This is a genomic window from Vicinamibacteria bacterium (genome assembly GCA_035570235.1).
Taxonomy (GTDB): Bacteria; Acidobacteriota; Vicinamibacteria; order Fen-336; family Fen-336; genus DATMML01.
This window is the reverse complement of record DATMML010000017.1, coordinates 1-12,734: the sequence shown is the minus strand read 5'-3', so window position 1 is coordinate 12,734 and position 12,734 is coordinate 1. Positions and strand designations below refer to the sequence as shown.

The following is a 12,734-nucleotide window of genomic DNA, read 5'->3' as shown; positions in this document are numbered from 1 at the left end:
GTCGTCGCTCGCGAAGTGCGTGGCGGGGTGGACATACGCCCGCTGCGTGCGGTCGACAGTGAACCGGAGGGCGTGCCGGATCTCTCCCTTTAGCACCTCGTCCCGCCGCACGAGGCCGGGGAGGATGGGCAGGCCCGCGGCATCGGCGCTCGTCCAGCCGTCCGGGCGGAGGCCGTTCGAGCGGAGGTCGAAGATCGCCCCCGAGCCGCAGTGCCAGCCCGATCCCTGATAGTGAGAGTCAAAGGTCTCATAGAGCCTGCAGGCATCGCGGTCCATGACGAGCACGTGGCTGTCCCCCCCGGCCTCCACGGGGGCATCGGGGGGGAACGGGTAGGGGCCGGGGTCGCTCTGGTCGGCATAGTCGAAGGACATGGGCACCCGGGGTTGATTGCCGGGGACGGTAGTCCAGGGGATCCCGTAGGTGGGGTCGCTTCCGAAATCGGCGTGCAGGAATCGGCTGCCGCCGTTCATGCCCGCCACGTACGCGTCGGAGCGGGGGTCCACGGGGTCCCCCGATACGTCGCGGTTCCAGGGGTTGTCCACGGGGAAGACCGGACACCCCTGGAGGGTCGGACTGCCCCCGGCCGCGGGCGTTCCTCCCGGGCCCGCAGAGGTGGGGCCGGAGCTGGAGGAGCCCGAGCTGCCACAGGCCCCGAGGACGAGGGCGAGAAGCGTGGCGGACCGACTCGCCGGCTGCCGGGTTGCCATGGTCCACCCTACGACCCCTGGGTCGCGGGTGTCAACGGACGGGCGCGAGCGGGTGGAGCGTGGGGATGCGGTTTCCCTAAAAAACGCTCCAGGGCTCGGGTGAGGACTCGCCGTCGGGACTCGGTCCTTCGCCGACGCTTCCACCCTGGACACAGGGTGACGTGCCGGCGGTGTGCGCCGGCCGCAGGGCCCCTAGGCGCCGGGCGTCCGCGGCCCGCCAATCGGCCTCCGGCACCTCTTCCGCGGCGTTACTGGAACTGGCCCCGATCTCGATCGGGCACGGCACCCACCAGGTGGGCCGGGCCGCACGGACAAGGCAGGCCCGGGCGTCGGCCCAGCGGCCCCACTCGTCGCGAGAGACCAGGTCGACCCCGATCTCTTGGCCGATGCCCAGGCTCGGTCCGAGGGATGGTCCCTGGGCGCTCAGATGGGCGGCCAGGTTCCAGGCGGCCCGGCCGCGCGTGAATCGGCCGAGCTCCCGGCTGAGCCTCCCCGCGAGGCCGGGGTCGAGATTGGCGGTGAGGACGAACGTGGTCGCGAAGCCGTCGCGCACCGCCTTCCACTCGCGGCCATAGACGCTCTCCATGAGGGCGTAGCTCTGGATCCCCGCCACCAGGGACACGTTCTTGGCGCGATAGAGGGCGAGGGCCTGGGCCATGTGGGGAATCCGGCCCGCATCCCCGAACTCGTCGAGGAGGAGCAGGAGCGGGGCCACGCCCGGAGGGCGGTTCCGCAGACGATGGAACAGGAGCCCCCAGAAGGTCGTGACCGGCCCCCGCAGCTCCTGCTCGGCTTCGTTGCCGAGAACGTATCCCCCCCGGGTGGTGAAGGCCTCCAGGCTCACGGTGCTGCGGCCCTGCGTGACGCGGGCGATGCGGGAGGAGGTCCACGGGCCCAGGACCTCGAGTAGCTCGCTCAGATAGTGTCCCCGCGTCCGCGGGTCGGCGAGGGTCGCCGCCGACCCCGCGCGGAGACGCCCCGCCAGCGCATCGGCAGGCTCGTTTTCCAGGCTCCAGGCCAGCGACTGAAGGGAGTCGTGGCGCTCGAGCTTCAAGAGGCTCCCGAAGATCCGGCGGGCCCCCCGGACGACCCACAGGTTCTGGTCGCCCGGACGATCCGGGAAGAGGAGGGCGGCGAGAACGTCGACGTCCTCCGGACCCCGGATCTCGTCGAGGGGGTTCCAGACCCCGCTCCGCGTGCGCTGTCCCCGGGTGTCGAGGCCCCAGACGGGCCGCTCCGGGAACTGCTCCCGAAGAGGGAGCTCGGCCTTCTGGTCCTGATAGACCCAGGGCACGGTGGCGGAGAGCATCAGGTGGTTGAAGAAGCCGGTCGTCTTGCCAGCCCCGCTCGCTCCCACGACGAGGAGGTGCCGGCTGAGCTGGTCCCAGGTCAGGAAGGCTAAGCGGGTGGAGGCTGGGGTCAAGGAGGGGACCAAGCCGCGCCGGGCGGCGCGGCTCTCGCGGCGCCTCACGAGGAGAGCCCCGACGGCGTCGCGCCTTCGGCCAAACTCCCGATCGATCCTTTCGAAGTGAGCATCTCCGCTGCTCCTCCGGCGGGGGCGCCCCAGCCGTTGCAGCCGACCCAAGGCAAACGCAGCGCCCGCCAGACCCACGAAGCCGAGCAGAAACGTGGCGAGAAAAGGACTCGCATGGGCGGCCTTGGCCTCCCACTCCCCGGGAGCGACCGCGCTCCGGCCCGTCTCCCCCTCCAAACGCTCCCGCTGGAACAGGGGCGGCCCGAGACCGGCGAGGATCGCCGCCAAGAGAAGGGCGCGCGTGAGCCAACGGCGCCCGCGGCTTCCGAGGAGGAGGCCGAAGAGCTTGAAGCTCACGAGAAGACGGGCACGCCCCACGCTCAGGACAAGGAGGACCCGCAGCATGGGGAGAAGGAGGATGAGGGTGAGCACCACGAGCAGAGGCCGGTTGTAGGCGATCCGCCACGGCCAGGCGGTCACCAGGAACCCGACCGCCGCCAGCAGCACCGCAGCTAAGGAACCGAGATAGGGACGTGGAAGGGATGTCCGCATGCTAGCCTCTCTAAGACCTACCGGTCGCGCTCGAACTCGCGGTCGACCCTCGGTGCACGCTGGGGACGGGGCGCCCGCTCGTCGTCCTGTCTTTCGAGAGCGCGCACCCGCTCAAGGACCCCGCTCAGAGGGGGCAGGCTGGGCTTGCCGGTCCTCGCGCGGGGACGGTCGGGCTCGGATCCTGAACGCGGGGCGGGCTCCCGCCGCGCTCCCCGGCTGACTGCCAAAGCGCCAACCCCAGGATCGCGGTCTGAAGCATCATCAGGAGCGCGATCGTCGCCATGAGAACTCTCAGCCCGCGGCCCGCCTCCCGCCTCCACGCCTCCGTATCCCGAAGTACTCGCTCGCCTAGCTGCTCGGCCGCCGCTTCCGCCCGGGCGAGCACGTCGGTCGCCGCCTGCTCGGTCCGCTCCATCACGCGCCGGAGAAACTCGTTCAGCCGTGCGTAGCGCGCTTGCTGTCGCTGCTCGCTGGGGGCGACCAGGCCCGCGAGCTTCTTGTCCCGCTCCGTCTGCGCGTCGAGCCGTCTCTCCTGCTCGGCTAGCATCGTGAGGAGCCGCTGCTCCTTGTCGATCAGCAAGCGGTAGAGGGCCTCCAGGCTCTCCGTCTCCTCGCTCCACGCCCGCTCTCGGCCCTCCGTTCGCCCGGTCGGCGTCGATGCCGGCGCGAGGGCCGTCTTCGAGTCGGGGACGTCCAAGCTCAAGTCCATGTCTTTCATCGCGCGACTTCCCTCTTAGTCTTCTCCTGCGCATCGAGTGCGCTCCCGGGCTCCCGTCCGCCTGGCGGCCCACGGCCGCGGCGAGGTCCTTCTGGCTGTCCGTGAAGACGAGCGCCTCCCTCCTCGCGGTCGCGATCGAGAAAAAGAACAGCTCCCGGTTGACAAGTTCGGGGGGCCCTGACGTGTCCACGGATAGGAGCACCCGATCCACGGTTTTCCCAAGCTCCCGCGGAGACGCGATGGCGTAGGCGTGATTGAGGGGCAGGGGCTCCTCCCCCCGGCGGAGCCTCGTCCGGCGCCCGCTGTCGAGGAGGATGTGGATGCGGCCCGGATCCAGGCTCCTGACGGTCCCGAACTCCCCGCTCGCCGCCCTCGGCTTGCGGAGGGCCCCAAGCTGCACCCGGTCGCCGACGGCAAAGTGATGCGCCTCGATGGCCGAGACCTCCACCGAAGGACAGCGTCTGGGGTCGTACTCGAAGACGCGACCGTCACCGCTTTGGACGGCAATACGGTTGCGTTCTAGGTCGACGGCCAGAACCCGCCCCTCCGAACCGCGTTTAATCCCGTGCCGGCTCCACCGTTCGCGGAACCGAATCCGGTCGCCGACCTCGTAGCTGCGCGCCTCACCCTTTTCTGACTCCGTGAGGCCCCGGCTCACCGCCACGGGGACGAGGGAGCCACTGCCCTCCACCCTCCCGGCTTCGATCAGCGCCTCCCGGATGAGGCGATTGAGCTGGATCCGCTCGTCGTTGCGGGCGACGATGACCAGGCTTTCCGGCGCCTTCAGGACCTCGTTCACGATGGCTTGGTGCCGGTCCTTCGGGTTCGCGATCTCGAAGATCCGGCCTTTGTCCGCGAGCGCCGCGAGCGCCTCCGGGTCCCTCCCCTCGGAGGTTCGGGCGACGACCTTCCGGAGGACGCGGTCCTGCTGGCGGCCGGAGGGATAGAGGCCGTGGGTCCGCAGGCCGGCCCGACGCAGGTAGGCGAAGGGGTTGCCCGCTTCCACGGGGTGGCACCGCTGGGGATCCCCGACTAGGACCACTTTCGCCCCCGTCTGCGACGCCTTCTCAAGGATGGAGACCGCGAGCTTGGAGCTCAGGCGATCCGCGCTGTCCACGATCCAAAGCTCCGGCCGATGGGGGCTTGAGTGGCCCCTCCCGCCCGCGCCCTCTGCGACGTCGAAGCCGGCATCGGGAAGCAGGTTGGTCGCCGGCCCTTCGGGCGAGAGGACTCTCACCCTCCACCCACACCCTTTGGCGGCCTCCCGAAGGGCGGAGAGGGCGGACGGCTTGCGCGTCCCTTCCCGGGCCCGTAACCCGATGACGTGGTCCCGGCCGTCCAGCACGAAGCGGACAACCCGCTCCTGGTCGGGGCCCAGATCATTTGGGGGTCGGAAAGACCCCCGGAGGGCAAAGCCAACGTCCCGCCCCGCTCGCATGAGGTCGATCGTCCTCCTCTCGAGGCGGAGCGCTTCTCTCGTCGTCAAGAGATCGCTGGGGAGCCTGGAATCCCTCATGCGGATCACGCCCTCCTGCTCTTGGACGGCCGCCCGCACATCCTCGACCACGATTCGACCCAAGCCATGGTTCAGGGCCGCGACCTCGAGCTCACGCTCCTGGAAGACGGCACGCGTCTGGGAGACGTGGGCCAGGGCAAAGGCTACGGACTCGCGGGCCGCCGACCTCACCGTCTCCGCAGAGACGACTCGAACTTCCGAGTACCTCTCCTGGAGCCCCCGGAGGTCGATCCCGAGGTTGCGCGCACGCTCTCTCCAAGATGCGAGGAGAGCCGCGGGGTCCACGTCCCGTGCCTTGGCCTCGCGGGTGTTCAAGGCCGCCCTTTCCGCCGCTCTGGGGCCGCTCAGGCCATGCTTCAAAAGGTAGGCCTCGACTTCCTTCCTCCGCCGGGAGAAATGGTCGAGCTGTTCCTTGGTGAGGCCGTCGATCCCTACTCTGCCGTCCGGCCGCACGACAACCCGGTACCCGAGCTTGCCCAGGAGCCGAGCTAGCTCTGCTCTATGAACTGCGGTCGCCAGAGGGAGGGCCCCGAACACCTCGCGCTCTACGAGGGCCCGCCAGCACCCCTCGCCCGTTTGAGTCATGTTCATCACAAAAATGTGGCTGTGCAGGTGGGGGTCCGCCTTCCGGTTGGTCTTGTGCTCAAACCTCGCCGCGACCATCGAGCCGGTGGTGTCCTTGCGCCGGAGCCCGTGATGCACTTGGTCCACCTGGGCGAACCGCTCCAGTTCCAAAAAGCCCTTCAGGACGGCCTTTCGGTAGGCCTCCAAGACGGCCTCGTCGCCGCCCACGAGGACGGCAATGGAGACGCTCTTGTCCGTGGAGCAAACGAAGTCCCAGCCCGCTCGATGCTTCCCGGTCCCAACTTGGCTCTGAACGAGCTGGGAACCGGCCCCCGATTTGCCTTCGAGGAGGGCGACGAAGTCCGCCTTCTGGACCGGCCCTTTGAGTCCGAGGCTCTCCACGCCTCGGCCGAGCCAAACCCCCGCGACCTCGGCGCGGGGGCCACGCGCGTGGTCGTCCCGCGAGTACTCCTGCAGGTAGTACTCGCTTGCCTGGGCGACGGTGAGGCAACGGGAGCCGTGGAACAACGGCTCAGCCTCGGGGCCCCGAAGCCCGCAGATCGGCCAAGACGGTCCTCGCCTGCTCGATGGCCCTCTCCCTTGCCCGCTCTGTGAGCCTCCGGACCTCCGGCTCGCCCCTGGCCCCGGCCAACACCGTCCGGACCAGGATCGCCGTAAAGAGCTGTATCTCAAGCTGTTCAGCAGCCAGGGCGTCCGCCAGTCCCTTTTCCGCGTCCTCTGCGATGAGGTCCGCGATGTAGGCACTGACCGTTGTGCCCGCTTCCTCGGCCCGGAGGGTCAATCGCGCCGCCTGGAAAGCGTCGAGGCTGACCTTGAGCGTATGGTCGCGCAACATACTTCAACCTCCTGTTTCGGCGCTTCCCTCTGAAGGGAGCGCCATCGATGCCGCTAGTGTTAGCAGACGGAGCGGACAGACGGGGTCCGAAGCCAAAGCGGAAAATCTACGGGTGGTTAGGCGGAGGGGCCGGGAGCGGGCCGGGGGAGAAGACCCAGGTCACCCAGACGGTAGAGCGCCATCTCGAAGCTGACGTCGAAGATGCGGGAGAGCTCCTTCAGGACGTCGGCGCCGCGCTCCACTTCCAGCGCCTTCTCTAGGCTCTCGTCCCCGCGCGCCCGGAGGATCCTGGATAGGGCCCCATTTGTCAGGTCCCTTGGCATGAGAAGGCTGGCCATGGCGCGGTTGGCCTGGTACTCCCACCACTGTCCCGCCCGTCTGCTCTCCGTCTTGAAGGCCGAGGCTCGACACAGGATCGCAGGAGCCTCCGTCGGGGCCACTCCGGGAGCGCCGAGCTGCAGGTCGCGGTGGAGAGCGACGTGCCCGCACTCGTGCCCCATCGTGCTCCGGAGGCGCTGCCGGGCGACCCGGCTTTTCTCCGCTCGCTCCGAGAGGCCGCGGCTCAAGTGGACGTCGACGACGCCGTTCGCGCAGAAAACCGTTCGCCCGAGAACGCCGCGTGGCAGCTCGAGATAGTCAGGGTCGATCCCATAGACCTTCATGAGGACTTCCTCGACATCCACCCCCCGACCCTCGGCGTAGACCTCGCCTGCCCGTCGGCGCACCCCGTCCATGATCTGGTCAAACTCCGCGTCCTCGAACCAAAGCCGGACACCCCAGGGGCTCCGGGGGTCTCGCGACCTCCTCATCGTCGATTGCCCTTCTGGCGCTTGAGCATCTCTTCAATGTCCCTGAGCACTTCCCGCGGATTCCGCCGGGACTCCCGGACGGCGCGCAGCATGTGCCGCACCTCCGGCGTCTCCGCCACCCATTCCTGAATCTCGGGTTCCAGGCGCGGCAGCAGGCGGTCGAGGGCCTGGTAGGTCACGCCCACGTGCTTGAGGGCGGCGGCGATCCGGGCCAGGGCCTCGGCGGAAGGGTGGCGTCGGTCGTGTTCGATGTCGGAGAGGTGGGCCGCGGATATCCCAGCCTTCAGCGCGAACTTCCGCAAGGTGATCCCCGACTTCAGGCGGAAGCGGCGGATCTCGTTCCCCAGGGTCGCCCTCTCCGAGGTGGACGGCATCTTGGGCATGTTCGCAAAAGGAGCGAACGAGTGTCAAGCCATTCCCGGGAGAAGACCGTAGGTTCCTGCGAGCGGGCCCACTGAGCGACTCACGCATCAACACGGCCCACTACCATTGGCTATAGGAGCAGCGCCTCCGGCCTCGACCCGAGTGAAAAGTCCTTGACCACAGTGTGACCGCGGGTAGAATGCGGCCCAAGCGTTCCCCTGCTCCAAGGAGGCTGGCCATGCGTCGGACTATTTCGCTCGTCGCCCTGTTCCTTCTGGCGGCAACCGCGCTCCAAGCGGGCGAGGACGGCTCGATCTCGGGTGTGGTCAAGGACTCGCAGGGGGGGGTACTGCCGGGCGCGGCCGTCCGCGTCTCCGGCCCCCAGCTTCCTGCGGGCCGCGAGACCGTGACCACACAGAACGGCGCCTACGTCTTCCCGCGTCTGATCCCGGGCGTCTACCGAGTGGAGGCGACGATGACCGCGTTGGGCAAGGCCGCCCGCGAGGTCCGTGTCTTGGTCGACGTAGACGTCCAGGTGGAGCTCGTCCTCTCCCCGACCGTAACGGAGGAAGTAACGGTGACCACCGAGGCCCCCACCGTGGACCTCAAGTCCACGGAAGTGAACTTCAACTACACCTCGGAGGTGATCCGCAACCTGCCCCTACCGCGCAGCTACACCGGGCTCTTCCAGCTCATACCGGGCGTGCCCGAAAACGACAGCTTCGCCCCCGCCGCGGGCGGAAGCCGGCAGGACAACACTTATCTGATGGATGGCGTCAACATCACGAACCCTGGCTTCGGGTACTTGTCCACGGAAATCAACGAGTTGGACATCGCAGAGTTTAACGTGAAACGGGGCGCCATCACCGCCGAATTCGGCCGGTCGGCCGGCTTCGTGGTGAATGCGGTGAGCAAATCGGGGACGAACACGCTCTCGGGCGCCGCCCGCATGGAGTATCGGCCCAAAGGACTCTCCTCCAAACCCCAAGACAGCAACTGCCCCACCTGCGCGGCCGCTTTCGGCATCCAGCAGTCGGATTACCTGAACCCAGCTGTCAGCCTGAGTGGCCCCATCATCAAGGACAAGGTCTTCTGGTACGCGTCCGGCCGCTACTTCAAGACGACCCAGGGCGACCGCATCAACCAGGTGGGCACGCCGCTGCCCGATCTCGTGACCGACGGCCACGAGATCTACGGCAAGATCACGGCCACGCCCAGCCCCCAGCACCTCCTCAACGTCAGCTTCCGCGATCGCCCGAACCACACCAATGGCGACCTCAGCTCGACGCCCGCGTTTTACTCCCCCGCGGTCGGGAACACCGACGACAACGGCACCCGGGTCGCAACCGCGACCTACACGTTCTTCACCACCAACCGCTCGAACCTCGAGGTCAAGTACCTCTATATGAAGGAGAAGAACGAGTCCACCCCGGTCACGAACCTCGGTTACCTGCCGACCTGGAATCCGACCAACCTGGCCGCCATGGGGCAATATACCGACCCCAGCCAAGCGAACCTGAACGTCGGCGCCTACCAGTACGCCAACACCCAGGACTACCGGCGCCACGAGGTGCGGGGCACCTTCAGCCAGTTTTTCGACCTGGGCAAGACCAGCCATCAGCTCAAGGTGGGCGCGGGATTCGAGTTCGGGGAAGAAGAGCTACTCCGCACGACCAACGGCTGGGGCCAGCTCTCGAAGCTCACGGTCTCGGGCACGCCCCTGATCCGGGCGCGCTACTACTTCACGCAGCCCGCGCAGCTCGGTCAGGGACGGACGTGGTCCATCTTCGCCCAGGACACCGTGACCGCCAGCTCCCGCCTCACTCTGAACCTGGGCGTCCTCTTGAACCGAGACGAGTACGCGCAGAACCTGCCCGGCAGCGGGGGCTGTCCGACCCCGGCCAACACCGTCGACGGTCAGCCGGGGGGCGCAGCCGTCTTCGAGTCCAGCGGCGACCGCTGCACGTTCCTCCGCTTCGGCTTCGGCGACGAGGTGCAGCCGCGGCTGGGCCTCAACTTCAACGTCCGGGAAGGCAAGGGCGACAAGCTCTACGCCCACTTCGGTCGCTACTACAACATGGACCAGCAGTCGAGCGGGCGCTCCCTGGCCCCGCGGCGCATCTTCCAGCGGGAGGCCCGCTTCAACGCCCTGACCGGCGCCCTCATCTCGGACCTGCCCCGCGCCTCCACGACGGGCAAGCTGATCGACAAGAACATGCAGCCGACCTATGACGACGAGTGGCTGGGCGGCTACGCCACCCCCCTTGGTGCGGACTGGTCGCTGGACCTCTTCTATATGCACCGCAACACGAAGAACTTCATCGAGGACCTGCCCACGGCCCTGCCCGACAGCTCTCCCTACGCGGCCGCGAACCTGCCCTGCACCACCTTCGTGGCCTGCCAGGGAGCGCAGGCCCAGCGCAAGTACCAGGCCTTCACGGTCGAGCTCAAGCGACGCCTCGCGAACAACTGGAGCACCGACCTGAGCTACACCTACAGCAAGTTCGAGGGCAACTTCGACCTCGACTACTCGTCCGGCGCCGTGTTCAACACGTCCTCCTTCATCCAGGATGGGCCGGGTGTCTTCGTGCAAGACCCGTTCCGCTACGGGCCGCTGAGCCAGGACCGGCCGCACCTGGTCAAACTCTTCGTCAACTACCTTCCCACGAGTGCCCTAAACCTGGGCGGCTACCTGCGGGTCCAGAGCGGGGCCCCCTGGAACGCCCGCGCCGCCGACTGGGAAGGGTGTGGCTGCAACTACCTCGAGCCCGCCGGGTCGCACCGCAACCCGACCTGGGCCAACGTCGACCTGCTCGCCTCTTACCGGATCAAGGTGTCCGAGCGGGCGAGCGTTCTTGTGGAGGGCCGCCTCTTCAACGTCTTCAACAACCAGACCGTGCTGACTGTCAATCAGACGGAGTTCACGGACCTCAACACGATCCGGCCCCCCGCTCCGTTGCCCGTCTTGTCGGCGCCCTATTTCGCTCCGTACAAGAATCCCAACCCCCTCTTTGGGACACCAACGACTTACGCCACACCGCGACAGTTTGTGCTCTCGGCCATGCTGAGCTTCTAGCCGCGTCTTGAGGAACCCGTGGGGGGTCCGGCCTGAGGGGCTCCCCCACCTATCACTAAGGCCGAGAACAAGATAGCGGCGGCCCGCGCTTGGGAGATCTGCTGTCTCACCCGGCACAGACCCACCTGTCTAGTGCGCTGCATGGTCGAGTTCTCTGAGCAGACCGCGCGCCTGGGGATAGTCGGGCTGGAGGCGGAGCGCCTCCCGGGCGTGGGCGCGGGCCTCGGCAAGCCGCCCCTCCTGGGCCAGCACGACGGCCAGGTTGAGGTGGGCGCTGGCCCGGGCCGGATCGAGCCGGCACGCCTCTTCCAGCTCGGCGAGCGCGTCTCCGCCGTGACCCTGTAAGGCGAGGGCGAGCCCGAGGCGCTCGCGGGCCTCCGCCGACCGCGGCGCCCGAGCCACCGCCCCTCTCAGGAACCTCTCCCCGAGCGGCGCATCTTGGAGGTCCAGGGCCAGGGCACCGAAGGCGACGGCGCTCTCGCCGGCATCGGCGGGGCCCGCCTTCCCAAGAACCTCTCGGGCCGCAACCGTCTCGCCGCGCTCGCGCAGGGCGGACGCTGTTCGATAGTAGAGGGTGCCCCTCTCGGGATGCGTGGGCTCGGTCTTCGCGAGCAGGGCCCTCGCTTCTTCGGTGCGACCGTGATCGACCAGGAACAGGATCATCTCCGTCCGCTCCTGCGACCGGCCGTCGTCGAGGCCGAAATCCCAGTTCGTGAAGAGGGCCAGGGCCGAGAGCACGGCCAAGTGCCCCACCAGGGCCCGCGGCCGGCGCTCCTGAACAAGCGCGAGCAGCTTATCCACGGCCGCTCCCGCTCCCACGCAGAGAGGGATGAGGAGGGGAAGCCGGTAACGCGAGGACACGAAGAACGCCGCCACGGAAATCGCGTAGAGCGGCACGAAAGAGGCCCAGAGCGGGAAGCCGGGGACCCGTCGCCAAAGGGCGGCGAGCCCCCAGAGTCCCAGCGGCACCAGGAGCCAGGGACCGATGACCAAGAAGCGCAGCAGGGTCGGCTCGTCTCGGCTGTAGAACGCGTAACTGTAGTTCAGGGAGAGGTCGGTCGCGTTGAAGACGTAGGCGATCTTCCGAAAGAGCAGACGCAGTGCGGGGCCCGGATGCTCGCGGATCCAATCCCGGGCGCGGGCGTAGAAGTAGGCGGACACCTCCGAGGCGCGTAGTCGCCGCCCGAGCGCCCTCTCGGCCAGGAGGCGGGCGTCCTTTTCCTGCCCTTCGATCGAGGGCGTGATCCCTGGCACACGGTGGTAGGTTCCGTCCGCCTCGGGGTTGTTGCCGATGTAGAAGTTGAGGCCGCCGTGGGAGGAGATGAGGACGAAGTCCCCGGCGACAACCGCGTTGCGCGCGGCGGCGGGAGCAAGAGGGATGGCGACCCCGCAGGCCAGGGCCAGGGCCCGCCGCCACTCACGTCCTCCACTCCGCACCCCGAGCCACACGACCAGCGCCCCCGCGTAGGCGAGCGCGTTGGGCCGATTGAGCGCGAAGGCTCCCAGGGCCAAGCCCGTGGCCGCGAAGCCCCACCCCGACCCCGTGGAGAGGGCGCGGCTCAAGAGGTAGAGCGCGAGCGTGGTCAGGAAAGGGTCGAGCGCGGATTGCAGGATGAGCACCTCGTTGAATGTGAACACCCCCGTCCCCGCGGCCAGCACCCCCGCGATCCACGCCGCCCGCGCTCCCCCCCAGCGGCGCGCGGTCGCGAAGACGAGACCGACGGCCAGCGCTCCGAGGACGACTTGCACCGCTTTGACGACCAGGAGGGAGCCTCCGGAGACCGCAAATAGGGCTGCCAGGAAGTAGATGTAGAAGGGCGACAGGTAGTAGACATCCGATCCGAGTGCGTAGTCCCCCCCCACTACCTGTTCGGCGAGGCGGACATAGGCCGCGCTGTCCAGAACTCCCGTCGGCTGGAGAAGGGGGTGGTCGCGGAGTTCGTAGAGCACGGTGGCTTTGAGGGCGAGCGCACCGCTTACGAGAAGAAGGAGGGAGAGGCGACGGCCCATGACCTCTATTCTGGGCGGGCTCGCGCGGTGGTGCCAGGGCTGCAGCATTCCCGCCTCCCCCGCGATACCCACCCGCGACCCCTCACGC

8 protein-coding genes are annotated in these 12,734 nt (G+C 68.2%); 1 reads left to right on the top strand and 7 read right to left on the bottom strand.

Annotated features, from left to right (window positions below):
- The 6 genes from VN461_03365 to VN461_03340 form a co-directional block, all read right to left on the bottom strand.
- Positions 1–708 (bottom strand): hypothetical protein (locus VN461_03365; protein HXB53795.1); only part of this gene is annotated, 708 nt, incomplete at its 3' end.
- Between the two features lie 76 nt (positions 709–784).
- Positions 785–2,734, bottom strand: a complete 1,950-nt coding sequence (locus VN461_03360; GenBank protein ID HXB53794.1) for a type IV secretion system DNA-binding domain-containing protein — start codon at positions 2,732–2,734, stop codon at positions 785–787.
- 17 nt (positions 2,735–2,751) lie between these two features.
- The gene (gene mobF, locus VN461_03355) at positions 2,752–6,060 is read right to left on the bottom strand and encodes a MobF family relaxase (GenBank protein HXB53793.1); all 3,309 of its coding nucleotides are present in this window, start codon (positions 6,058–6,060) and stop codon (positions 2,752–2,754) included.
- A gap of 4 nt (positions 6,061–6,064) precedes the next feature.
- On the bottom strand, positions 6,065–6,388 hold the full coding sequence (locus tag VN461_03350) for a hypothetical protein (protein HXB53792.1): 324 nt from the start codon (positions 6,386–6,388) through the stop codon (positions 6,065–6,067).
- Between the two features lie 116 nt (positions 6,389–6,504).
- A complete protein-coding gene (locus tag VN461_03345; protein HXB53791.1) occupies positions 6,505–7,197 on the bottom strand; it encodes an ImmA/IrrE family metallo-endopeptidase in 693 nt (230 codons plus the stop codon).
- Positions 7,194–7,580 carry a helix-turn-helix transcriptional regulator gene (locus tag VN461_03340; protein HXB53790.1) on the bottom strand — a complete coding sequence of 129 codons (387 nt, stop codon included), beginning with the start codon at positions 7,578–7,580 and terminating at the stop codon, positions 7,194–7,196. Before VN461_03340 ends, VN461_03345 begins: the two co-directional genes overlap by 4 nt.
- 218 nt (positions 7,581–7,798) lie before the next feature.
- Between VN461_03340 and VN461_03335 the strand changes: the two genes are divergently transcribed.
- Positions 7,799–10,636: a TonB-dependent receptor gene (locus VN461_03335; GenBank protein HXB53789.1), complete on the top strand. Its 2,838-nt coding sequence runs from the start codon at positions 7,799–7,801 to the stop codon at positions 10,634–10,636.
- 129 nt (positions 10,637–10,765) lie between these two features.
- Here the strand turns inward: VN461_03335 and VN461_03330 are convergent.
- On the bottom strand, positions 10,766–12,734 hold a 1,969-nt coding region (locus tag VN461_03330), incomplete at its 5' end, for a glycosyltransferase family 39 protein (protein HXB53788.1).

What these genes read in the sequence shown, in the direction of transcription:
- VN461_03360 (HXB53794.1), bottom strand. Translation starts at nt 2,734, where the DNA reads ATGCGGACATCCCTTCCACGTCCCTATCTCGGTTCCTTAGCTGCGGTG.
- VN461_03350 (HXB53792.1), bottom strand. Translation starts at nt 6,388, where the DNA reads ATGTTGCGCGACCATACGCTCAAGGTCAGCCTCGACGCTTTCCAGGCG.
- VN461_03345 (HXB53791.1), bottom strand. Translation starts at nt 7,197, where the DNA reads ATGAGGAGGTCGCGAGACCCCCGGAGCCCCTGGGGTGTCCGGCTTTGG.
- VN461_03340 (HXB53790.1), bottom strand. Translation starts at nt 7,580, where the DNA reads ATGCCCAAGATGCCGTCCACCTCGGAGAGGGCGACCCTGGGGAACGAG.
- VN461_03335 (HXB53789.1), top strand. Translation starts at nt 7,799, where the DNA reads ATGCGTCGGACTATTTCGCTCGTCGCCCTGTTCCTTCTGGCGGCAACC.